25 protein-coding genes are annotated in these 21,444 nt (G+C 50.6%); 16 read left to right on the top strand and 9 right to left on the bottom strand.

The features are described from left to right. The first annotated feature begins 93 nt into the window (after positions 1–93). The 6 genes from PYCH_RS07310 (at position 94) to PYCH_RS07285 (ending at position 4,282) form a co-directional block, all read left to right on the top strand. On the top strand, positions 94–879 hold the full coding sequence (locus PYCH_RS07310; protein WP_013906216.1) for a DUF2666 family protein: 786 nt from the start codon (positions 94–96) through the stop codon (positions 877–879). Between the two features lie 60 nt (positions 880–939). Then, the gene (locus tag PYCH_RS07305; protein WP_013906215.1) at positions 940–1,653 is read left to right on the top strand and encodes a PrsW family intramembrane metalloprotease; all 714 of its coding nucleotides are present in this window, start codon (positions 940–942) and stop codon (positions 1,651–1,653) included. Next, complete coding sequence (locus tag PYCH_RS07300) at positions 1,646–1,870, top strand: hypothetical protein (protein ID WP_013906214.1); 225 nt, start codon at positions 1,646–1,648, stop codon at positions 1,868–1,870. Before PYCH_RS07305 ends, PYCH_RS07300 begins: the two co-directional genes overlap by 8 nt. Positions 1,871–2,057: 187 nt before the next feature. After that, complete coding sequence (gene fba / locus PYCH_RS07295) at positions 2,058–2,903, top strand: class I fructose-bisphosphate aldolase (protein WP_013906213.1); 846 nt, start codon at positions 2,058–2,060, stop codon at positions 2,901–2,903. A 44-nt stretch (positions 2,904–2,947) separates the two neighbouring features. Then, positions 2,948–3,805 (top strand): agmatinase, encoded by an 858-nt coding sequence (gene speB, locus PYCH_RS07290; protein ID WP_048058268.1) that lies wholly within the window; start codon positions 2,948–2,950, stop codon positions 3,803–3,805. Positions 3,806–3,811: 6 nt separating this feature from the next. Continuing rightward, positions 3,812–4,282 carry a THUMP domain-containing protein gene (locus tag PYCH_RS07285; protein ID WP_013906211.1) on the top strand — a complete coding sequence of 157 codons (471 nt, stop codon included), beginning with the start codon at positions 3,812–3,814 and terminating at the stop codon, positions 4,280–4,282. Here PYCH_RS07285 and PYCH_RS07280 read toward each other — a convergent pair. Next, on the bottom strand, positions 4,279–5,277 hold the full coding sequence (locus PYCH_RS07280) for an AAA family ATPase (RefSeq protein ID WP_048058267.1): 999 nt from the start codon (positions 5,275–5,277) through the stop codon (positions 4,279–4,281). The genes PYCH_RS07285 and PYCH_RS07280 overlap by 4 nt on opposite strands. 26 nt (positions 5,278–5,303) lie before the next feature. Next, entirely contained in the window at positions 5,304–6,023 is a 720-nt protein-coding gene (gene queC, locus PYCH_RS07275; RefSeq protein ID WP_013906209.1) for a 7-cyano-7-deazaguanine synthase QueC, read from the bottom strand. 94 nt (positions 6,024–6,117) lie between these two features. Between queC and PYCH_RS07270 the strand changes: the two genes are divergently transcribed. The 5 genes from PYCH_RS07270 to ppsA all read left to right on the top strand — a co-directional run bounded on the left by PYCH_RS07270 (position 6,118) and on the right by ppsA (position 12,618). Continuing rightward, positions 6,118–6,783: a hypothetical protein gene (locus PYCH_RS07270; RefSeq protein ID WP_013906208.1), complete on the top strand. Its 666-nt coding sequence runs from the start codon at positions 6,118–6,120 to the stop codon at positions 6,781–6,783. Further along, entirely contained in the window at positions 6,780–7,760 is a 981-nt protein-coding gene (locus PYCH_RS07265; RefSeq protein WP_013906207.1) for a hypothetical protein, read from the top strand. The genes PYCH_RS07270 and PYCH_RS07265 overlap by 4 nt, the downstream gene beginning before the upstream one ends. After that, positions 7,753–8,814 (top strand): hypothetical protein, encoded by a 1,062-nt coding sequence (locus PYCH_RS07260; RefSeq protein ID WP_013906206.1) that lies wholly within the window; start codon positions 7,753–7,755, stop codon positions 8,812–8,814. The genes PYCH_RS07265 and PYCH_RS07260 overlap by 8 nt, the downstream gene beginning before the upstream one ends. Next, positions 8,796–10,145 carry an ArnT family glycosyltransferase gene (locus tag PYCH_RS07255; RefSeq protein ID WP_013906205.1) on the top strand — a complete coding sequence of 450 codons (1,350 nt, stop codon included), beginning with the start codon at positions 8,796–8,798 and terminating at the stop codon, positions 10,143–10,145. The genes PYCH_RS07260 and PYCH_RS07255 overlap by 19 nt, the downstream gene beginning before the upstream one ends. A 97-nt stretch (positions 10,146–10,242) precedes the next feature. Then, on the top strand, positions 10,243–12,618 hold the full coding sequence (gene ppsA / locus PYCH_RS07250; protein ID WP_013906204.1) for a phosphoenolpyruvate synthase: 2,376 nt from the start codon (positions 10,243–10,245) through the stop codon (positions 12,616–12,618). 20 nt (positions 12,619–12,638) lie between these two features. Here ppsA and PYCH_RS07245 read toward each other — a convergent pair whose 3' ends face one another. The 7 genes from PYCH_RS07245 to PYCH_RS07225 form a co-directional block, all read right to left on the bottom strand. Continuing rightward, positions 12,639–13,196, bottom strand: coding sequence for an ATP-binding cassette domain-containing protein (locus tag PYCH_RS07245; protein ID WP_237698657.1), 558 nt, complete (start codon positions 13,194–13,196; stop codon positions 12,639–12,641). Further along, positions 13,193–13,336, bottom strand: a complete 144-nt coding sequence (locus PYCH_RS10185) for an AAA family ATPase (protein WP_237698656.1) — start codon at positions 13,334–13,336, stop codon at positions 13,193–13,195. The genes PYCH_RS07245 and PYCH_RS10185 overlap by 4 nt, the downstream gene beginning before the upstream one ends. Further along, entirely contained in the window at positions 13,333–13,803 is a 471-nt protein-coding gene (locus tag PYCH_RS07240) for a hypothetical protein (protein ID WP_148236217.1), read from the bottom strand. The genes PYCH_RS10185 and PYCH_RS07240 overlap by 4 nt, the downstream gene beginning before the upstream one ends. Then, on the bottom strand, positions 13,785–14,525 hold the full coding sequence (locus PYCH_RS07235) for a hypothetical protein (protein ID WP_013906202.1): 741 nt from the start codon (positions 14,523–14,525) through the stop codon (positions 13,785–13,787). Before PYCH_RS07235 ends, PYCH_RS07240 begins: the two co-directional genes overlap by 19 nt. Then, positions 14,522–14,842: a hypothetical protein gene (locus PYCH_RS07230; protein WP_013906201.1), complete on the bottom strand. Its 321-nt coding sequence runs from the start codon at positions 14,840–14,842 to the stop codon at positions 14,522–14,524. Before PYCH_RS07230 ends, PYCH_RS07235 begins: the two co-directional genes overlap by 4 nt. Before the next feature lie 139 nt (positions 14,843–14,981). After that, the gene (locus tag PYCH_RS09845; RefSeq protein ID WP_148236216.1) at positions 14,982–15,233 is read right to left on the bottom strand and encodes a hypothetical protein; all 252 of its coding nucleotides are present in this window, start codon (positions 15,231–15,233) and stop codon (positions 14,982–14,984) included. Positions 15,234–15,456: 223 nt separating this feature from the next. Beyond that, positions 15,457–15,663: a hypothetical protein gene (locus PYCH_RS07225; RefSeq protein ID WP_048058266.1), complete on the bottom strand. Its 207-nt coding sequence runs from the start codon at positions 15,661–15,663 to the stop codon at positions 15,457–15,459. 147 nt (positions 15,664–15,810) lie between these two features. Between PYCH_RS07225 and PYCH_RS07220 the strand changes: the two genes are divergently transcribed. The 5 genes from PYCH_RS07220 to PYCH_RS07200 all read left to right on the top strand — a co-directional run bounded on the left by PYCH_RS07220 (position 15,811) and on the right by PYCH_RS07200 (position 21,432). Next, entirely contained in the window at positions 15,811–17,556 is a 1,746-nt protein-coding gene (locus tag PYCH_RS07220) for a radical SAM protein (RefSeq protein ID WP_013906200.1), read from the top strand. A gap of 79 nt (positions 17,557–17,635) precedes the next feature. Then, positions 17,636–18,097: a phosphoribosyltransferase gene (locus PYCH_RS07215; protein WP_013906199.1), complete on the top strand. Its 462-nt coding sequence runs from the start codon at positions 17,636–17,638 to the stop codon at positions 18,095–18,097. 212 nt (positions 18,098–18,309) lie between these two features. After that, positions 18,310–19,707: a coiled-coil domain-containing protein gene (locus PYCH_RS07210; protein ID WP_013906198.1), complete on the top strand. Its 1,398-nt coding sequence runs from the start codon at positions 18,310–18,312 to the stop codon at positions 19,705–19,707. A 13-nt stretch (positions 19,708–19,720) separates the two neighbouring features. Then, positions 19,721–20,944 carry a PQQ-binding-like beta-propeller repeat protein gene (locus PYCH_RS07205; RefSeq protein ID WP_013906197.1) on the top strand — a complete coding sequence of 408 codons (1,224 nt, stop codon included), beginning with the start codon at positions 19,721–19,723 and terminating at the stop codon, positions 20,942–20,944. A gap of 206 nt (positions 20,945–21,150) precedes the next feature. Beyond that, positions 21,151–21,432, top strand: coding sequence for a hypothetical protein (locus tag PYCH_RS07200; RefSeq protein WP_048058265.1), 282 nt, complete (start codon positions 21,151–21,153; stop codon positions 21,430–21,432). Positions 21,433–21,444: the final 12 nt, after the last annotated feature.

Raw genomic sequence — 21,444 nt, 5'->3', positions numbered from 1 at the left:
CTCACCGATGACCACCTTGTGCAGAAACCCCTAATAAACTTTTCATCTGAAAGCCTATAAAGGGGGCCCTTCTAAGTACTGAGGGGATTCGCGATGAGGGTTGTGGACCACATAGAGTTCACGGCAAGGCACGGCCCTTGGCTCGTGGGTGAGAGGCTCGAGGAAATGGAAGAAGAGAAAATCGCCAAGTTTCTGGCGAGGATTTCAAACACGGTAAACAATAAACTTCCCGATTACCTCACGGTTGTCATTGACGTCGAGGGTGTAAGGGCTCTTTTGGGAGAGGGGGAGCTCTGGGAGGTACTCAAGCACTTGCGTTCCCCTGGCACCTCTAGGAAGCTAAACGCTCTCATAAGGGAGGAGGACAAGAAGCTCAGGAAGATCCTAGGGGATGTCGCCAAGGCACTCCTCGTCCGCCTCTCCCTTGCGAACCTCGCTCCCGTGGATTATCCCGTGGAGCCGATATCCGAGGTAAGGGTGAAGCTCCCCTACGAGGAGGAGCACGTGAACTTCACGGCGAAGCATGACCGGTGGATAGTCGTCAAGAGGCTGATGATAGATGAGAAGACCTCTCAGCTCGATGTCGCACGGCTCCTCGCAAGCATAAACGAAACCGCCGTCTCGAAAATTCCCGTTTATGCCCGCATAGACGTGAAGGGCATAAAGAACTATTTCTCCACGTTCAAGAAGGTTAGGAAGGAGGAAGATATAAAAGCCTTGGCCGAGAGCCTAGAGGCGTTTCCGGCTGAGGAGTTCGCCCCGAAGGAGTTTAAGGGGTTCGCCGCAAGGCACGCTTTGGGCGTTGCCCTCTCCAAGCTTGGTCTGCCCCTTGACGTCCCGGCGAAGGTCCTTGAAAAGTATCTGGAGAAGTCGGGATGATGAAGCCGAGGACACCTGAGCGGTGATGACTCTTCGCTTCGCTGACCGGGGGTGAATCCTGTGGAAATCCTTTCCACCCTCGTCTTCTTCGCTTACGCACCTGCCCTCGCCCTTCTCTGGTATTTCTACCACGAGGATCGCCTAGAACCGGAGCCCAAAAGGTACGTTATAGGAACGTTCTTGCTTGGAGGCACCATATCCGTTCTTGTCGCCCTTGTCTTGGAAAGCATCCTCGTTCCGCGCTGGTTCTCCCTTCCAACTGTCCTTCCGGCCACGGTTCTCTACATGGCCCTCGTAGCAGGCTTCGTCGAGGAGCCGGCGAAGGCCCTCGCTATAAGGTGGCCCTATCGGGCCGGACAGATGGACGGGATAATGGACGGCGTCGTCTACGGCGTTGCCGCTGGACTCGGCTTTGCCGCAACCGAGAATCTCCTCTACGGGCTCGGTTATGGTCCCGGGACGACTATTGGCAGGGCCTTCTTAACGCCCATAGCCCATGCCACGTGGAGCGCCCTTGTGGGCGTTGGGTACGGCCTTAAGGCCGAAGGGAAAATCAGATCAACTCTTCCCTACTATACCCTCGCCATATTCCTCCACTTCCTCTGGGACTACTACGCCTTCCTGAGCCTTGCGGTACCTGCCTACTATATCCTCGTTATATTCCTCCTCCTCGTTAACTTTGCACTCATCAGGTACCTCGTGATCCTTGGCCAAAGGGAGGACTTGGAGAAGGCTTGGTGGTACTGGTTCGTGGGGGGCAGGTGGTATGACTGAGCTCAAGGCGCTCGTGGAGGAGGCCCTCTTCGACGTAAGGCCCTACGTGGAGTACTACAACAGGCTCAGGGAGCTCGTTCTCGGTTTGCTAAGTGAGGTGAATGGTGTTGAAGCCCTAATCGCAAGGCTCGAGGAGGAGGCCAGCAGAGTAAAGGAGCCCTTCAGAACCGATATCAGAATACTAACGATGAAGTTGAGAGGCCTCGGCCAAGGCTGATGTCATCACCGGTCGGCCGGTTGATCCGTCGTCATCGGCCAAAGGTTAATTAACCCCTTTCCTCAAATCTTTTTTTGGGCCGATGATGGCAACAGGGTAGCTGCCGAGCAGATGAGGAAGCCGTTCCAGACTGAGGCTCTTAAAGTTTTTAAGTCAAAATTCCTCATATTCACTGAGGGTGGTATACGTGGAGCCTTATCAAAGCATCGGGATCAGGAGAAGGCTAAGGCGCTTCTTCCGCAGGGATGGAAGGGCCCTGATATTTGCCATGGACCACGGTTTCGAGCACGGGCCAACTGATTTCGAGCCGGTCTGGGAGCACGTGAACCCAAGGGTGATCATCAGGAAGGTTGTGCGCGCTGGAGTGGACGGCGTCATGATGCTCCCCGGCATAGCCAGGATCGCCGGCGATGCCGTTAAGCCTACCGCTGGGCTCATGATAAAGCTCACGAGCAAGACCAACCTGAGGCCAAAGGAGGAGCAGCTCCTCCAGAGCCAGCTTGCCTTAGTCGAGGACGCCATTAAGCTCGGCGCTGACGCGATAGCGGCCACCGTTTACTGGGGTTCCCCACAGGAAGATGTCATGATGCGTCAGTTTGCCGAGATAGCAAGCTACGCTCACGACCTCGGCTTTCCAGTGGTTCAGTTCGCTTACCCAAGGGGCCCCTACATCAACGAGAAGTATGGGAAGAAAGAGGACTATCGCGTCGTCATGTATGGGGCCAGAGCCGCCGCCGAAAGTGGTGCTGACATGATAAAGACCTACTGGACGGGCTCTAAGGAAACGTTCGCCAAGGTAGTCGATGCTGCTGCGGGTGTTCCCGTTCTTCTGAGTGGCGGAGCCAAGGCTGAGAATCCCCTGGACTTCCTCAAGGTAGTCTGGGAGGTTATCGAGGCCGGAGGAGCTGGAGCCGTCGTCGGCAGGAACATTTTCCAGAGGAAGAACCCGGAGCCCATGATAAGGGCCCTCATAAGGGTCATTCACCGCAACGAGGACCCAGAGGAGGCCGCGAAGGCCGAGGGGCTCCTTTGATGAATCTTTATAAATCCTTTTTCGGGATCAGCTTTGGTGGTGCCATGGAGCCCCTCTACACGTTTAGAACATTCGACATGGAGCTCCCCCTCGTGAATCCCGAAGAGGCGGACTACATAATCCTTGGCCTTCCCTTCGACGGAACGACGAGCTATAAACCGGGGGCGAGGTTTGGCCCTCTTCTCATAAGGCAGGCGACTCTGAACCTTGAGAGCTACGTTCTCGACTACGATGTTGATGTCGCTCAACTTCGAATTGCCGACGTTGGTGACCTGGTTGTGATGGCTGGTGATGTAGAGGGAACCCTTGAGAGGGCTGCAAGGACGGTGGAGGAGCTAAGGGAGATAAACGGGAGTGCACTCCCAATCTTCTTAGGCGGGGAGCACTCCATGACCTACGCCCCCGTTAGGGTTCTCAGGCCCCGAAGCTACGTTGTCTTCGATGCCCATCTCGACCTCAGGAACGAATACGAGGGGAGCCTTTTCAACCACGCCTGCGTGGCTAGGAGGATAAGGGAGCTCGGCGTCGAGGTCGCCATCTTCGGCGTCAGGAGCGGGACGAAGGAGGAGATCGAGTTCGCGAGGGAGAATAACGTTGAGTGGGTGCATGCGAGGGATTACAGTTTCGACGCCTTCGTTGACCTGGTGTTATCCTTGCCGGAGCCGATATATGTTTCAGTTGACATAGACGTTTTCGACGCTCCCTTGGTTCCCGAGACGGGGACGCCAGAGGCCGGTGGTCTTCGCTTCTGGGATGTCGTGGAGGCTCTCGAATGGCTCACGGAGAGGAAGAGTATCGTTGGTTTTGATATAATGGAGGTAGCGGGGACCGAGATAGGCAACGTGACTGCCTTAACGGCCGCTAAGTTGCTTTTCTACTTTCTGGCAATGACCGCGAGGTGAAAGCCCTTGCTTTTCCTCGCCACCTGCCCGCCGGGGAGGGAGGGCGACGCGGCCCTCGAGCTGGAATGGGCCCTGAACGCCAAGGTCAGGAGAATGAGGTGGAGGGGAGTTCTGATGGGGGAGACGTCCCTTCCGCGGGAGGAGGCCATTGAGAGGATTAAGGGCTTCGAGACCTTCGCCCTCCAAAGCTTTATTCCAATAGACAAGTTTGTAAGCTTTGACGAGCTTGAGGATAGGATTAGGGAGATAAAACTGCCCCCAGGGAAGAGCTTTGCCGTTAGGGTTAAGGTGAGGGGGGCAAAAATTGGGGAGAAGTTTCTCGAGAGGAGGCTCGGAGGCATAATTAAGGCGGCAAATGGCAATCCTGTAAACCTTGAGAGACCGGATATAATTGTTATGATAAACGTCCTGGAGAAAAGAGTCGGGATATCGGTTTTAAGACCCGAGGAAATTATTAGGAAGGAAGCTAGGGATTAAAGCTCAAGGCATGCTTTTCTGTAAATGGGATCAGCTATGACGTATAGGTTCCCCTTTTTTGATACAAGGTAAAGCTTCTTCAGCACGGAAAGAAAGTTGTGAAGGCCGGACTTCGAGGCACCAAGCTTTAAAAGCTCACTCCATTTTGCTCCAAAGGCCATTGCTCTTAAGGCTTTCCTTGCCCATTCCGGCCTGCTCCTTAGCAAGTTCTCAAGTTCTCCCCTCGCTACCTTAACTCCTTCCCCTATGGCATCTTCGAGGGCCTCTCTGTGCCTCATTCCGGTGCACCTCCTTAGTCCGTAGAAGCTCAGCCATCCCGGCAGAGTTCCAAGTTCTTCAACAACTTCCGAAATTTCCTTTGTCGTGTATTCCACCCTACACTCGCTTAGTCCACTTTCAATGAAGTTTATTGCTGTTTGAATATCCCACGGACCTATTTCGACCTTTATTGGGCTCCTCCCATACAGTGGATTTTTTGGATCTGGGTTCAGTAGTGAATCCATCAATCCAATTGCGGAGCCGGTAAATATGAACTCTACATCCCTCTTTGTGTTCCTGACTATAGAGAGAACGTTTAAGAACTTGTTAACTCCCTGCTTCACGTCTTGGATTTCATCAAATATAACAACACTCTTTTTTAATCCCAAGAGAATTTCCTCAAGGAGTAAGGAGGGCTTTTCAATTTCCCTCTCGACTTCTATGGGACCAAGTTTAATTCGCTTAATCCCCATCAGCTTGGAACCCCCAAGTGCGTTGAGTATTCGAACGGTTGCATCCCTTAGGCTCTCGGCCCCTTTAAAGTTCACGTATACAACTTTTTTGCCAGTTATGTTGGCTGAAACAATAGCTAAGCTTGTTTTCCCTGCCATTCTTGGCCCTAAAATTGCTACCCAAGCATTGTTCTTGAGAGCCTTGGTTATTGCTTCGAGCTCCTCCTCCCTATCGTACAGCTCCTCCCTCCTGTGGCAGGGTCCTTGGAGGAACAATGGGTTCACCCGGTGAACTGGTTCACCCCGTGAACTTATAACTTTGGCGGTACAAGATATATCGTTTTATCCTCTCCTATGCCATCCATTAGCCCGCGGTGTCTCCTCACGCAGCTCTCGCATCTTCCGCAGTGTATTGGCTTTCCGTCCTCTGTGAAGCCTTGCGGCATGTAGCAGGAGTTTGAGTACTCGTATTTCGCGTTTAGCTCCTTTAGGAGCTTCGCTATGCCCCTCTTGTCGAGGTTTATGAGGGGAGCCACGACCCTTACGGGGTTCATGGTCGCGTATTTGAGGGCCTCGTTCACTCGAGCCACGAACTCGGGTGTGTTGTCCGAGAAAGTCTGCCCTTCCTCGGCGTTGAAGCCTACGATTATATCCCCGCCACCCAGAGCGTCGAGAAAGGATGCCGCCACGCTTATCAGCACTAGGTTCCTCGCCGGCACCCAGACGCTTTTTGCGGTCTCTCTCGCCCTTTCGATGTCCTCCAGCTCCTTCACCGTGACCTTCGGCGTCTCGCCCCCCACAAGGCTCGTTCCCTTGAGCTTCGAGAATTCCTCGAGGAAGTCGAGCCTTACTATTTTCAGCGGAACGTTAAGTTCCTTGGAGAAGAACTCAGCTACTCTGTTCGTTGCTTTCTCCTCGTTGCTCCCGTAGTTGGCGGTGAGCATTATAACTTCCTCGTAATGCCTCTTCGCCCAGTAGAGGCAGGCTGTGGAATCAAGGCCGCCACTGAAGAGCACGACCGCTCTCTTCATCTTCTCACCCCTCTACAATAAGAGAGGAGAACTTTTAACCTTCTCGGCTCGAAACCTTTATATCTGTCAAATCACGAGCACTGGTGGTGGTGTCATGAATATCCGCCGCTTCATCCCGCTAATCTTGACCGTGGCTCTCCTCGGGGTGCTTCTAAATTCCCTCGCGGTTCACTACAGGGGTGGCGAGATATATGAGGCCGCGAACGAAGCAATGAACCTCCTCGTGAAGGGCTTCAATGTCACGATAGAATTCACGACGCCAGACGAGAGAATCCTCCGGGGGGAGCTCTTTGCCGTCAGGGGTTCCACGATAGTCGTCATAATAAATGGCACCGATTATACCCTCGGGGGACCAGAGGCCACGAAGGAGGACTTCAGGGCGAAGGAGATAAGGGTAATTGCCAGGGGAAAGGTATACGTTTACGAGGTTCCACCCACGGAGGGCGAGGCGGAGGAGGCCTTCTCCCGTTATCTAACGGAGGCCTACTCTGAGAGGTTTTCGGGTCTCATCTACATCGAAGGTAACGTAACATCGATCGAGCTCGGCCGCCTCAAGTATATGGCCGACTACAAGAGCTACGGCTCCCTGACGATTCTCCAGCTTGGGGAAGGTGGGGCGGTGATATCCACCAACATGGTTCCCATACGCTTCCTGATGAAGGGTCTCGCCGGTCACAGGGTCTACTTTTACGGAATTCTTTACGTGAACTCCGAGGAGAGAACGCTCCCCCTTAAGCTTATTGAGGTGAGGACGAGGTGAGGCTCCATCACCTGATTCCAATAATCCTTATGATTTTCGTGGCCTTGGGTATGGCCCGACCCAAGACGATTCTCGTGGTTACAATCTTCTCTCTCTCCATGATCTATGGCTTCCACGTCGGCGGGAGGATAAGATGGAGTGAGAGGCCCCTCCCGGTCAGAGAGGATTACATAGTGAGCGCCTTCTGGCTTTCTCTTTTAATAGTTCTTCTCCAGCTTCTAATGCTCCGTCAGGTCCCTCTCCTGGATCCCTCAATCAGGACTCAGCTGAATCCAAGGCTTACGGCCCTCACGTACTTTCTTGGAATGCCTTTGAGCGTGTACCTGTTCCTCAGGGGTAGAAGGTATGCCCTTCTATATCCCTTCGTCGTTTCCCTCTACGCTTATCGGACGCCGGTCTTGGTTTCCCTGATTGCCCTTGGAGCGGCCTATTACGAGGAGAAGGGCCTGGATAGGAGGACGTTGCTCGTGGGTGTCCTGGCAGCCCTCTTATTCCTCCTCCTGAACTCCTTCCGGAACATTGGGCTTGGCGACCTCCTAACGAGAGTAGTGGCCACGACGTCCGTTCTCGACGTCATAGTTTGGCGTTGTTCTCCCTTCGGCTTCTACCACGGTGTCCTGCAGTGGGCCGGTGTGAGGTCATACTTCCTCGGGGGGTATTCCCCCAGGATGCTCATATCAAAGTACCTTCTCATCAGGGACGTCACGACAACGGCGACCCTTATCGGTGGCATCTACCTTGACTTTGGGCTTCTCGGTGCTCTCGAGCTCTTCCTCCTCGGTTTCTACTACGAGGTTTTGGGTAGGGCCAAGGATTATTTCACGAGGGCCATCTACTACTCCACCCTCGCCTACGGCATAGTTGGTGTCGAGACGGGGATACTCGATCTACCCGTTTACGCCCTGTTCCTCCTTGGCTCCTGCCTAATACTCAGGGGTCTTATAACCGTGGACGTGAAGGTGAAGCGCCTTGGATAGGGCCTACATCCTCTGGGCGGTGATGGTAGCATACATCAGTCTCGCCATCATCTCTAAGCTCCACTTTGACCAGCTACCTCCACCTAAGCCCTGTCCTCTCCTCTACGCCCTTGCCTTCACGTTCTCCATGTTCCTGGGTTACCATTTCGCCGGAAGAAAGGTTCCCGCCTGGGTTTTTGTAATACCAGTTCTCGGAATTGCCTTGCTCGTGGGGCCCCTTGGCTTTCTCCCTGCGGTATCCTTTCTGGGTGCCGTTGTCTGGCTTAAAAAGAACCCTGAATGGTTTACAGGGAGGACCGAGTTAATGTGGAAGATCCTGGTGGTTTCGGCTCTTCTCCTACCCCTTCCTGTAGCTCTTATGGGAGCCATTCCCCTCCTCGATCCAGCTACTAGGTACTCGCTCTTGAAGCTTCCATACTTAGCCTCCGCGTATCTTTTGGTCTTTGCCCTCTCCTACAAGCCCGACTCCAGGATTCTAATTCTCGGTCTCCTCATCGCCCTCGTCTCAACCTTCAGAAGCTCCGCCCTTCTACTTCTCGCGGCCTATGTGTTGAGGAAGGGGAAGGTTGAGGGCAGGGTTCTTGGGGTGGCCCTCTTTCTTTTGCTCATCATATTCCTCGTGAGGCACGTAATAAACGTTATGACCTACGGCATCTGGCGATTTTCTCTGTTCGAGGAGCTCCTCTACAGGATTGGCTTTACTTACTCCGTCTACGAGCGACTCTTCGAACTAGGGATGCCCATCGGTAGGCTTGAGCTCCTCCCTTCTATCAACCCAAGACTGCTCGTCGGCAGCTTTTTTGGGAAAGCGAGGGAGTACACGTACACGATATTTGGCCAGCCCGTCTACGACTTCGGCATTTTCGGCCTTCTGGAGAGCTTTTTCCTTGGCTTTGCCCTTGGAAGGGCCGTGAAGAATCCTGTTACTGGCGTCTCATCCCTCTCAATTCTCCTCGTCTCTGTGGAGAGCGGCCTCGACGCCTTTAAGGTTCCCGCCATATTCGCTCTCGCAATCTTGTCCGAGGTGAGTCGAGAATGTGGAGGGAGAAGCTGATACCGGCCTTCCTATTCCTCGTAACATTCACGGCCGGTCTGCTGACGTTCCCGCCCTGGAAGACCCTCACTTACGACGAGGCCCTCTACATAGACATCGCCCGGAGTATAGCCGAGGGAAGGGGCTTCACATACCAGGGCGTTTACATGATGTACCGCCCTCCCCTTTACCCCTACACCCTCTCCCTTATACTCTATTTCCTTCCCTACGGCCACCACCTGGCTGTGGCTAGGCTAGTTTCACTGCTTTTCCACTCCCTGACGGCAGTCCTCGTTTATTTCCTGGCCAGTGCCTTACTTGGGGATAAGTGGAAAGCCGTCACCGCCTCCCTCTTCTACATCTTTAATCCGCTCGCCTTCACGATGGCCACTAGAGCCCTCGTCCACGCAGAGTTCACATTCTTCTACACCCTTTCCCTCTACATGCTCTTCACGGCCGGCGATTGGAGGAGAACCGTTCTGGCGTTCTTCTTCGCTGCTCTAGCTGTCCTGACAAGATACACGGGCCTGACGATCGTGGGCGTAATCTTCACTTACCTATACCTCACGGAGCACTGGACTTGGGTTAGGAGAAGGGAAATTTGGCTTGGTCTCGCGGTTTTCCTCCTCACGCTTTTCCCCTGGCTCTATCTTGGCCACCTCCACTACGGCGGCTTCTTGAGACCCTTCGAGGTTGCCTCAAGAGTTGTCACAATGGATAAGCCAATTTCAGCCTCGGACTTCCTAAGAATGCTTATCAAAGACATCGGCTTCGTTCTGCCACTTCTCTCGGCAGTGGGATTCGTGACACTGAAAAAGGATAGGATTGGATGGTTCTTAATCTCTTGGCTTACCGTTGGACTTTTTGGTATACTTACGGTGATCCACAAGGAGACCCGCTTTGTGACTTTTCTTTCTCCGGCTTTCGCCGTCCTAACATCCCTTGGCGTTGCCTTTCTCATCGATGTTGCAAGGAGGTTCGTGGGCATCCCGAGGAAGTTCCTAGTCTTTCTGCTCCTCTCGGGTATTCTCTTGGTTCCGGTGGTTTACTCTGCCCTTAGCCTGAAGGACGAGTGGGACTCAGCTTGGTTGCCCGAGAATGAGGTCCTGTCATGCGCCGTGGCCTACAAGGCCGAAAAGATACTTGTGTCTCCCCGCCTATACACCCTCGCCGGCTACTACTTCCCGGACGCTGATGTGAAGATGCTGCTTTCTCCTGATGACGTTCAAGGGGCAGAATACGATTTAATAATTGCGAAGGGAATCCCTGTACCTGAGGGGTACTCAAGGGCTCCCTGTCCGGGGCCATACATGGTCTTCCTCAAGAGATCAATGAGCACATCAAGGCCCTAGGTCGGTTGTGAACATTGGAGGACTAAGCTATTCACGTTAATTTTAAATAAGGTCCTTCCATACCACTCCCGGTTATTTTCAGTTGGAGGTGGGAACGATGGCGTACAGGTTCATAAAGTGGTTTGAGGAGCTAAGCAAGAAAGATGTGCCTCTTGTTGGTGGAAAGGGTGCGAACCTTGGCGAAATGACTAGGGCCGGAATTCCGGTTCCGCCCGGCTTCTGTGTCACCGCTGAGGCCTACAAGTACTTCGTGGAGAACACTCTCGTTGAGGACGGGAGAACGCTTCAGGAGTGGATTATGGACGTAATCAGCAAGACAAACGTCGATGACTCAAAGCAGCTCCAGGAGAACACCGCCAAGATAAGGGAGAAGATAATCTCCATGCCTATGCCCGAGGAGATAGCCGAGGAGATAAGGAGGGCCTACAAGGAGCTCAGTCAGAGGTTCGGACAGGAGGAGGTTTACGTCGCCGTTCGCTCTTCTGCCACTGCTGAGGACCTTCCGGAAGCGAGTTTCGCAGGTCAGCAGGAGACCTACCTTGACGTCCTCGGTGCCGACGATGTTATAGACAAGGTTAAGAGGTGCTGGGCCAGCCTCTGGACAGCTAGAGCCACCTTCTACAGGGCCAAGCAGGGCTTCGACCACAGCAAGGTCTACCTCAGCGCCGTCGTCCAGAAGATGGTCAACAGCGAGAAGAGCGGTGTCATGTTCACCGCCAACCCGGTTACCAACGACAGGAACGAGATAATGATAAACGCCAGCTGGGGCCTTGGTGAGGCAGTCGTCAGCGGTGCCGTCACCCCCGACGAGTACATCGTCGAGAAGGGCACCTGGAAGATTAAGGAGAAGGTCATAGCCAAGAAGGAGGTCATGGTAGTTAGGAACCCGGAGACTGGTAAGGGAACGGTTATGGTCAAGGTCGCCGAGCACCTTGGTCCTGAGTGGGTCGAGAAGCAAGTCCTCACCGACGAGCAGATAATTGAAGTTGCTAAGATGGGCCAGAAAATTGAGGAGCACTACGGCTGGCCTCAGGACATCGAGTGGGCCTACGACAAGGACGACGGCAAGCTCTACATCGTCCAGAGCAGGCCGATAACCACCCTTAAGGAGGAAGCCAAGGCCTCCGAGGAGGCTGAGGTCGAGGAGGCTGAGGTCATCCTTAAGGGCCTTGGAGCATCCCCGGGTATCGGCGCCGGCAGGGTTGTGGTTATCTTCGATGCCAGCGAGATCGACAAGGTCAAGGAGGGCGACATTCTCGTCACCACCATGACCAACCCGGACATGGTTCCAGCGATGAAGAGGGCTGCGGCGATAATCACCGACGAAGGTGGAAGGACCAGCCACGCCGCCATAGTTAGTAGGGAGCTCGGCATTCCGTGTGTCGTCGGTACCAAGGTCGCCACCAAGGTCCTCAAGACTGGTGATTACGTCACCGTTGACGGTGCCAGGGGTCTCGTCTACAAGGGCATAGTCAAGAGCCTCGTCAAGAAGAAGGAAGAGGAGAAGGCTGCCGGCGGTCAGGTCGTCGTCAGCGCTCCGATAATAACCGGAACTCAGGTCAAGGTCAACGTTTCCATGCCTGAAGTGGCAGAGAGGGCTGCAGCAACCGGTGCTGATGGTGTCGGCCTGCTTCGTGCTGAGCACATGATACTCAGCATTGGACAGCACCCGGTCAAGTTCATCAAGGAGGGCAAGGAGGAAGAACTCGTGGAGAAGCTCGCCGAGGGCATCGAGAAGGTTGCGGCAGCATTCTATCCGAGGCCGGTCTGGTACAGGACCCTTGACGCTCCGACCAACGAGTTCAAGGAGATGCCTGGCGGAGAGGACGAGCCCGACGAGAGGAACCCGATGCTAGGATGGAGGGGCATAAGGAGAGGTCTTGACCAGCCCGAGCTCCTCAGGGCTGAGTTCAAGGCCATAAAGAAGGTCGTCGAGAAGGGCTACAATAACATCGGCGTCATGCTTCCGCTCGTCAGCCACCCCGAGCAGATAAGGGAGGCCAAGAGGATAGCCAGGGAGGTCGGCCTTGAGCCGCACAAAGACGTCGCTTGGGGCGTCATGATAGAGGTTCCCGCGGCGGCAATAATCATTGAGGATCTTATCAAGGAGGGCATCGATTTCATCAGCTTCGGAACCAACGACCTTACCCAGTACACCCTCGCCATCGATAGGGACAACGAGCGCGTCGCCAAGCTCTACGACGAGACCCACCCAGCTGTGCTTAAGCTCATCAGGCATGTCATCAAGGTCTGCAAGAGGTACGGTGTCGAGACCAGCATCTGCGGTCAGGCTGGAAGCGACCCGAAGATGGCCAGGATACTCGTCAGGCTAGGTATCGACAGCATCAGCGCCAACCCGGATGCAGTGCAGCTCATCAGGCAGGTCGTCGCACAGGAAGAGAGGAAGCTCATGCTCGAGGCAGCAAGGAGGCAGCTCTACTTTGAGGAGGAAGAAGAGGAGGAGCTCCTCTGATCTCCTTTAAAATTTTGATTTTACGTGGTGGCAAACGTTTCTCTGAAAATCCTCTCTATTTCCCCCTTTGCACTTTCAGTGGGGCCGTTTACAATAACTTTCCCATTAGAGATCATTATAATCCAGTCTGCAAGGGGAACTAAAGGTTCCCACATGTGGCTCACGATTATGAAGTTCACACCAACTTCTTTGAACTCCCTAATCACCTTGATGACCCCTTTAACGTTTTTAAAATCTAAGCCCGAAAATGGTTCGTCTAATATTACCAACTTTGGATTTCCAATGAAGGCTTGAGATATCGCCAAGAGCTTTCTCATTCCTGAGGAGTACTTGTCGATTCTAAGATCTAGGAAATCGATGCCAAAGATATCTGCAACCCTATCAACGTCTTCGTCTCCGCTTCCTTTCTCCCTGGAAAATAATGAAAGCCATTCCCTACCAGTCACAAAGCTGGGAAATGCTGGCGGATCGTGCGAGAATCCAATTACTCTCTTTATCCTCTTGCTTTTCCATGGATCCTCCCCAAAAACCCTTATCTTTCCCTTGGTAGGTCTGTATATTCCAACTATAAGCTTCAAGAATTAAGCTTCAAGAATGTTGATTTCCCTCCACCGTTCGGACCGACTATTAGGGTTATACCTTCGTCAATCTTAACCGAGACGTTGTCTAAGGCACATATGGGGCCAAACTTTTTGGTTAGGTTCTCCGCGACTATCATGTTCTCTTCCCCCACAGCAAGAGACCAAACAATACTAAGCCTGATAATATACCTACAGCATACATTCCCCTTTGAACAGCATGAGAAGGAGCGTTTTTTCTAAGCCTCACAACGCAGGTTGTGCCCATTTGTGGATTTTCGGAATAAAGTATATAATCTCCCTCATGGGGAAACTGAAATCGAAGGGCAAGTTTTCCAGAGAACTCCTCATAGAAGACAGCTTTCCTGCTAAATCTATCCATCATTACTACGTCTCCTTCTCCCACGCACTTGATCTCAGCGAGAGAAGACGTTGGCACGAATATGCTTATGAAATATACCTCATCTCCTAATCTTGAAGTTAGTGGGGAAGGTTGCGTTCCCTCTATTTTGTCGGAGTACCTTGCATAGCCCAGCTCCATGATTCCAGGAAGAAGAAGGAAGAATACTGCTAAGACCTTTAAAAATCTCACCTGACATCCTTCCATTCAGAAATTCCCATTGAGAGTATTATCAATGCTAGTGGAACTATCACACCCCAGGTTATCATTTTAAAGTTTAGTGCTTCTTTAAAATTACCTATAATGAAGAGGAGGGGCGGAACTTCTGAGATGGAAATAAAGAACGGAAGGAAAAACAAGGATAAAGATATTATTATTGTTATCAGTATGTTTGGGCTTATCAAAGAAACTAGAGACACAAGGGACGTTAAATACAAGATCATATATAGGCTCAACAGAATCCTGTACACCACCATCTTAGAAAAGAGGATATCCGGGATATATTCGATCAGTGAGAGGCTTGCTATTATAGATACTGAAAAGAATGGAATGAAAGTTAAAGTTAGGGAATAAAGGAGCAACACCAGATACTTTATCCCGAATATCTCCCACTTCTTATATGGGAGGGAGTATATCGAATTAGCGTAACCCACATCTCTGTCCATCCTAAATATGACCGATCCGAGAAGCGAGATGAATAAACCCGATATTATCCAGAAGCTTCCGTTGCTCAACAGTCCGGAGATTACTCTAATTATGTGGGCCCCCAGGATAGAGGGAAAAGATGTTAGGGACTGGGAGTGTAGGATCGTGTAGCTTGCCGTTAGGTGAAGATAAGCCGAGTGAAGTATGAAAGTATTGAGGATCATTCCAGCCAGCAATATCATTAGGCGGGTTGGTTCATTGAGCTCCCATTCTTTTAATGTCATATTTTGTTCCTCCTAATGAGCCAACCTGTTATGAGAATCAGCAGGAGAACTAAGTAAATGTAGGCAAGTTTTGATCTATCTTCAGCGAAAGCTACAGGCTTTATCTCTCCCAAGTTTGCATTCGTGTCCAATAGAACCAGCCCTCCTCCAACTTGGACATCCTTCCGTTTCCACTCCTCTTTGCTGATCTCATGCCCCTTTATATCAAAACCAAATAAAGTTGGAAACCCAGCGGCTTTAGCATCTGGGAAGTGAGGTGCGAAGAAACTCAGCAACAAACCCGAAGACCCATCGTACATCATGACGTCCTTTTCCACTATCTTTCCGGTGGGCTTCTCTATAACTCCAATCGTTGTCCTTACAGTGACGATGGGAGGCTTGAACGTTTTATAGTACGTTATTAATGAAGAGTTTGACGTTGTAATTCTCTCTATCTTTATTTCTCTACCCTTGCTGTCAAGGCATAAAGCTAATAGTGAATGTTACCGTAGAATTTCCAAATGCTCCTATTTCGAAAAGTTTTCCAGAATAGTTGTAGAGTAAAATCAATGTAGCGTCACCAAATCCGGGTGAAGTGGCATTTACAGGTTTTGTTTGATATGTGACGTATTTCATGTAGACTCCGGGCTCGATCCAATATGGTGCTCCAAGCGAGAGGCCTGCAGAACATTGCAAAATTAAAATTAAGAAAGGTAATAGCTTTCTCATATTCCTCCACTCCTAATAATCATTATCCGACAACAGCTCTAGCCTTCCATCACCTGCCCACTCCGTTTCCGTAAGATATGGTTTCCGCCCAGTCAAAACCGGAATTTTACATACAGTTATGAATACGGATTCTAAGGCGCCTGGCACATCACCCCCGTTATGGATCGAATCCATGAGCTGAAGGAATGGATAGCAAGGTGGGCCTATGAATTTACCACTAACATTATGCGTATATCCTGGCCCATACCTGATCTGGGGTTATATACAGGGCATCCTGATCTGTATCCATTTCCCAGAAGTAGCACTGAGAAATTGTCTCGTCCTTGGTGGGTTCTACTACTTCAATATTATTGGATGCTAATGCACTGTTGTTAAAGATTACCTGCACAACTAAAAATAATGATATTACGGATATCATTTCCTTTTTCACTTCATCTCACTTAGTAATTATTAGAACAATAAAATCTTATAAGTTTTACTGTATTTAGTGCGGGTTTTTTATAAAAGAGTATGATATTAAAAGAGAAAGAGATTAAAGGCATCCTGGATATAAAGGCTCCATAGACCGGTGGATGAAATGATAGTGGCAATAATAGACGGCTACACAGATGAGCCAGCCGGTCTTGGCGTTCCTCCTTACCTCGGCATCTATCTGAGATACGCCTACGGGGCCGTAAAGAAGGCGCAGAAGGACGCGAGCATCTTCTACCTGACGATAGACGACCTTAGGGCAACCTTCGAGGGAGAAGACGGCATAAGGACGAAGAACAAGACACCAAACTTCCCGAAAGTCCGTGATATCCTTGATAAGGCAGACCTGATAGTCTACATCGGCGGCCTACACACGCCCGGCAAATACCTCTCCGCGGTTCCGGGGAGCGTTGAGGAGGTTTCCCGCTTCCTGAGGCCCTACAAGGCCGTCAAGGTTCTGGGCGGCCCCGCCTTCATGGGATCCGCCAGGATGGGCGGCGTGAAGATAACGTCAAGGGAGCTGAGACTCGCCGAGGAAGTCTTTGACCACGTCGTCTATGGCGACCTCGAGGCTTTCCTCTTCGATCTACTGAGCGGTAAAGAGCTAGATCCCTTCCGCTTCAGAACGTATGAAGAGCTTCGCGACTACGCCCTCTTAGGGGCCGAGGTCGTGAGGCAGTTCCCCGGATATCCGGCCTTTGTGATAGCCGAAATAGAGGCGCAGAGAGGTTGTCCAAAGGCCATGGGAATTGGGGGCTGTTCGTTCTGCACGGAACCAGTTCGCTATCCCGTCGTTGAGAACAGGCCTCCTGAGGATGTCGCCGCTGAGGTAGGAACTCTCTACGCCCTCGGAGTAAGGCACTTCCGCGTCGGAAGGCAGAGTTGTATTTTCTCATATGGGGCGAGGCCGAACGGCAGGGTTCCGATACCAAATCCCGAGGCCGTGGAGAGGCTCTTTCGGGCCATTCGGCAAAAAGCTCCCCATGTGAAGACGCTCCACGTTGACAATGCTAACCCGGCGGTCATAGCCAACTACCCGGAGGAAAGCAGGAGGATAGCGAAGACCCTGATTGAATACGGCACGCCTGGCAACGTTGTGGCCTTTGGCCTTGAGAGCGCCGACCCGAAGGTTGCCAAGCTCAACAACCTGAACGCGACCCCCGAGGAGACCTATGAGGCTGTGAAGCTCCTTAATGAAGTTGGTGCCAGGAGGGGTCCTAATGGCATGCCCTGGTTGTTGCCTGGCATAAATATAATCTTCGGCTTGCCCGGTGAGACGAAGAGGAGCTATGAACTGACCTTCCAGTTCCTTAAGAGGCTACTCGATGATGGCCTACTCGTGAGAAGGATAAACATAAGGCAGGTAGTCGTCTTCCCGGGAACTCCTATCTGGCATATGCGTGACAAGGTGAAGACGGAGAAGCACAGGCACCTGATAAAGCATTACCGCTACAAGATAAGGCACGAGATAGACCTGCCCATGCTGAAGCGCATAGTTCCTGTCGGGACGATTCTGAGGGATGTCAGGATGGAGGTTCACGAGAACGGGCTCACCCTTGGCAGGCAGTTCGGTAGCTACCCCCTCATCGTCGGGGTCCCCAAGCCTCTCAAGCTGGACCGCTACTACGACGTTATGATAGTTGACCACGGGCTTAGGAGCGTTACGGGGATTCCCGTGCCCATCAACGTCAACAGGGAGCCTTCCAGGGTTTTGGAGTGGCTGCCCGGTATAGGGAGGAAGAGAGCCGCCAAGATAATAGCCAAGAGACCCTTCAGGAGCGAGGAAGAGTTTCTCAGGCTCGTGCCAGAGGAGCTTCGGGAGGTTTACAAAGGCAGGGTGAGCATTGATTAACATAGAAGCGTCAATTTCGTCTTGGGTACCCGCTGACTTTTTAAAGGTTCTAACCAACGTAGCCCAAGGGGGTGTTGGCATGGACAAGGTCTATCTGACCTGGTGGCAGGTTGATAGGGCTATATTCGCCCTTGCCGAGAAGCTCCGGGAATATAGGCCGGACGTCATAGTGGGGGTTGCGAGAGGCGGCCTGATACCAGCCGTGAGGCTCAGCCACATCCTCAACGACGTGCCCCTTAAGGTCATCGACGTGAAGTTCTATAAGGGCATAGACGAGAGGGCCGAGAAGCCCGTCATAACAATCCCGATTCATGGTGATCTGAAGGGGAAGAAGGTCGTGATAGTTGACGATGTGAGCGACACCGGAAAGACCCTTGAAGTTGTCATCGATGAGGTCAAAAAGCTGGGGGCCAAGGATGTAAAGGTCGCCTGCTTGGCCATGAAGCCTTGGACGAGCGTCGTTCCAGACTATTACGTTTTTAGAACTGATAAATGGATAGTCTTCCCCTGGGAGGAGTTCCCGGTCGTGGTGAGGGAGTGAGGTTTTCTTCTTCTACACTTATCGTATCCCCTGTTGCATCGTCATGCAACTCCATTACCCGACCTTCTTTTGGCTCGTTCTAAGAGGAAAATCACAGTTAGAATAAATTAATACTCGAAAAAAAGGAAGAAATCTTACTTATAATAAACGGAAAAACTTATAAGGAGAAGTTGCACAGTGTTGAGTGCAGACAACTTAAGGAGGTGAACCACGTGAAGTGGAAGCCGCTGTTCGCAGTCCTGCTGGGACTGCTTGTCGTATGGACAACATTCAAACTGGATGCAACGGACATTGTTTACAGCAAACCTTCGATCCAGACATTACTTACGTTCCAAAATAGATATAACGGTACAAGCACATGTACAAATTTTGATCCGGATATTGCCCTCTATGAGATAAATATGACAGTTCAAAAAATCACGTTAGATATTAACCAAAAAGAAAATCTATTACGTAGACTCTCCAAGGAAGTAAGAACTACAAGGGATTTCCAACTATTGAAGGAGATAGTTGAGCTTCATAGGGAGATCGAAGTGTTAAAAAGCAAAAGGGCATTTTATCAAAGAAAAGGACAGAGCATACGATTATATAAGCAATATCTAAACGGTGAGTATATGGGACTAACAAGTGAGGAGTTGAAGGGATACAAAGACAAGATACCCAACCCCGAAGACGTAAAAACTCCCAAAGACGTCGTAACAAAGCTTTCTATTATGGGTGAGATGACTTTTGATAAAATAGTACTAATTGATAATGAGATAAATGAGATACTCGAAAACACCACCAATTCAAAAAATGCTACGGAAGAGGTTGTCAATAGAATCTTTTTACTGATAAACAATCAGTCAATATTGTGGAACCAACTCAGGGAATATGCAGCATTAAGAGATGATTTACAAACTAAATCTTTGCTATCAAATAGCAACAGCTTAGCTATTAGCGGCGCGGGTAATCATAATTGTCAGTTAAAGAGCAATGGAAAGATAAATTGCAGAGAAATCCAGAGAGGTTATTATGAGGATTTTGAATGTTGTCTGAGCTTTTATAGGATCCTATCCCCACTTAAAAGCTACCAAACTTACACCTTTGTTGGCCTCACACCAGTTGCCGTGTGGGTTGGAATGTACAGTTCAGAGTTCCCAAATGTGGACTATCACATTGGAGACTGGTGCACCTACACATTTCCCCCAGATAACAGAGAATCGACAATCAGGGATATCTATTGGGAGACCGCTCGAGAGATAGGCAGAAACTGGGGACTCAACGTAAAATCTATCCAGATAAAGTTCTTCTACTCAGCAAGGGTATACCGCCAAGAAACAAGGAAATATGAAGAAACAAACTTAATCTTCCAGTATGATTGCTATTTCAGCGGAGAGAGCGTTAGATGCCTACCCTCCCCAGCGTACAGAAAATCCCTATTCGCAGACCCTCAGAGCCCACCATATAGATACACTACTAAGATAGTCACTAATCCTTACTGGCTGGTATGCAAGTCTGGAGGAAATTGCAATGGATACGGTTGCCAATACGCAAAGTGGGCAAACGCACACTGTGGAGGATGCTTCGCGCCAGATAAATCCGCCAGCCAATATTTTGCAAAGTCCTGAGGGGTGAGATAAAGTGAAAAGATGGATTTCATTTTTTATTCTCTCCCTATTGTTATCCCCTGTGTATTTAAAAGACACACTCTCCCAGAACTGGGAGTTCAGTGATGCAGTTATCTCGAACGATGGGCTCTATGCCTTGACCAACGAGAGTGCCATAATAAAACTGGACAACCACGGCAATAAAGTGTGGGAAGCTAAAATCCCAGCGGATATTACACTTAAACACCTTATCCCTACAAAGGATGGCGTTCTTCTCGCAGGTGAGATTCTGGTCAGGCTCGATGGGAATGGAAATCTGTTGTGGGCAAAGAACGTCAGTACAGACGTTGTGACTGTTTTACCCGATGGAGAAGTTGCCTTCGCAAATAAAAACATTCTCGGGCTCTTAAGCCAGGATGGAAATCCCCTCTGGGCCCGCAGGTTAGTTTTGAAAACCAATGAAACCTCTCCTGGGAGGGGAATAGATCTAACAGCCGTTGTCCCACTCCACAACGCCATCTTATTAATCGGAATTGCAACCATTCCAAACGATCCCAAGTCCCACCTTCTTATCGGGGCAGTCTCGTTAAACGGGACTCTCCTCTGGGCAAAAGTTTTTGATACAGGCTACTACGACCGCCCGGACGTTGGGGCGAGCTTTGAAAAAAGCGGCCTTGTGGCTGGTGTTTACGGTGGCGGGAGCGATGCACCGTGGATCTCTGAGTACTTTGTCCTAAAGGTCTCCCCGGACGGTGAAGTTGAGTGGTTTAACTCCTACTACTGCCCCCACAAGGAAGAGTGGGATGACTTCTGGAGCATGAAGGTTCTCGGAATGGCTTGCAATGGCACCTGTGCCGTTGGAACAACGACCGGAACTTTCATAATTAACGCCAGTGGGGACATTGAGCGGTACTCCAACGTTACCGGAAAGTCCCTAAGAATCTCAAATGACTCCATACTCGTGCTCTCCAATGGGACTTTAATCATGGTTAATCCTCGCAATGGAAGTGAGGGGAAATGTTACACGGCGAAAGTCGAGTTTAGGGAAATGCCGATCAATTTGACTATTGCGAAGGCAGAACTCAAAGTTTCCGATGTTATGGTCGAGCCAGTCATCAAGAGGTATGCAGCTGATGATAACACCGAACCAGGTATGGAGGGCAAAAGGGGAGATGACAGACTCAACGTTGCTCTCCCTGCAGTAATACTCGCCGGGATTGCGTTGGTCATAGGGATCCTCCTAAGGAACTCCAGATGATAGGTAAATTCGTTCTTTATGCCAGAATTGCATTTCCATGCAACTCCCTTACTCGGACTTCTTTTGGCTCGTTCTAAGAGGAAAATCACAGTTAGAATAAACTTATACTCGAAAAAAAGGAAGAAATCTTACTTAAAGTAAACGGAAAAACTTATAAGGCAAAGTTGCACATTATTGAGTGCAGACAACTTAAGGAGGTGAACCATTTGAAGTGGAAGCCATTGTTCGCAGTCCTGCTGGGACTGCTGATGGTTGGAGTGACCGCAGGAAGCGCGGCAGCGATGTCAAGTTCCGCCCACGCAAAGGTAGTAGTTATGAAAGAGTTCCCGACTAGACTCTTAGTGAATACTCCTACAAGACAGGTCTTTATTTTTGGAGACATACTTATTGACTACAAAACCAATGGCAATGAAGCAACGATACTAATCAAGAACACAAGTATAGATAAAAATAGTAGATGTTATTTATATGACCTCCACCAAGATTGATAACTCATACAT

Origin of the sequence: Pyrococcus yayanosii CH1 (assembly GCF_000215995.1) — an archaeon.
Classification (GTDB): domain Archaea; phylum Methanobacteriota_B; class Thermococci; order Thermococcales; family Thermococcaceae; genus Pyrococcus; species Pyrococcus yayanosii.
This window is presented reverse-complemented; position numbering and strand designations above follow the sequence as displayed.

What these genes read in the sequence shown, in the direction of transcription:
- PYCH_RS07310 (WP_013906216.1), top strand. Translation starts at nt 94, where the DNA reads ATGAGGGTTGTGGACCACATAGAGTTCACGGCAAGGCACGGCCCTTGG.
- PYCH_RS07300 (WP_013906214.1), top strand. Translation starts at nt 1,646, where the DNA reads ATGACTGAGCTCAAGGCGCTCGTGGAGGAGGCCCTCTTCGACGTAAGG.
- speB (WP_048058268.1), top strand. Translation starts at nt 2,948, where the DNA reads ATGGAGCCCCTCTACACGTTTAGAACATTCGACATGGAGCTCCCCCTC.
- queC (WP_013906209.1), bottom strand. Translation starts at nt 6,023, where the DNA reads ATGAAGAGAGCGGTCGTGCTCTTCAGTGGCGGCCTTGATTCCACAGCC.
- PYCH_RS07270 (WP_013906208.1), top strand. Translation starts at nt 6,118, where the DNA reads ATGAATATCCGCCGCTTCATCCCGCTAATCTTGACCGTGGCTCTCCTC.
- PYCH_RS07255 (WP_013906205.1), top strand. Translation starts at nt 8,796, where the DNA reads ATGTGGAGGGAGAAGCTGATACCGGCCTTCCTATTCCTCGTAACATTC.
- ppsA (WP_013906204.1), top strand. Translation starts at nt 10,243, where the DNA reads ATGGCGTACAGGTTCATAAAGTGGTTTGAGGAGCTAAGCAAGAAAGAT.
- PYCH_RS10185 (WP_237698656.1), bottom strand. Translation starts at nt 13,336, where the DNA reads ATGATAGTCGCGGAGAACCTAACCAAAAAGTTTGGCCCCATATGTGCC.
- PYCH_RS07240 (WP_148236217.1), bottom strand. Translation starts at nt 13,803, where the DNA reads ATGGAAGGATGTCAGGTGAGATTTTTAAAGGTCTTAGCAGTATTCTTC.
- PYCH_RS07235 (WP_013906202.1), bottom strand. Translation starts at nt 14,525, where the DNA reads ATGACATTAAAAGAATGGGAGCTCAATGAACCAACCCGCCTAATGATA.
- PYCH_RS09845 (WP_148236216.1), bottom strand. Translation starts at nt 15,233, where the DNA reads ATGAGAAAGCTATTACCTTTCTTAATTTTAATTTTGCAATGTTCTGCA.
- PYCH_RS07220 (WP_013906200.1), top strand. Translation starts at nt 15,811, where the DNA reads ATGATAGTGGCAATAATAGACGGCTACACAGATGAGCCAGCCGGTCTT.
- PYCH_RS07215 (WP_013906199.1), top strand. Translation starts at nt 17,636, where the DNA reads ATGGACAAGGTCTATCTGACCTGGTGGCAGGTTGATAGGGCTATATTC.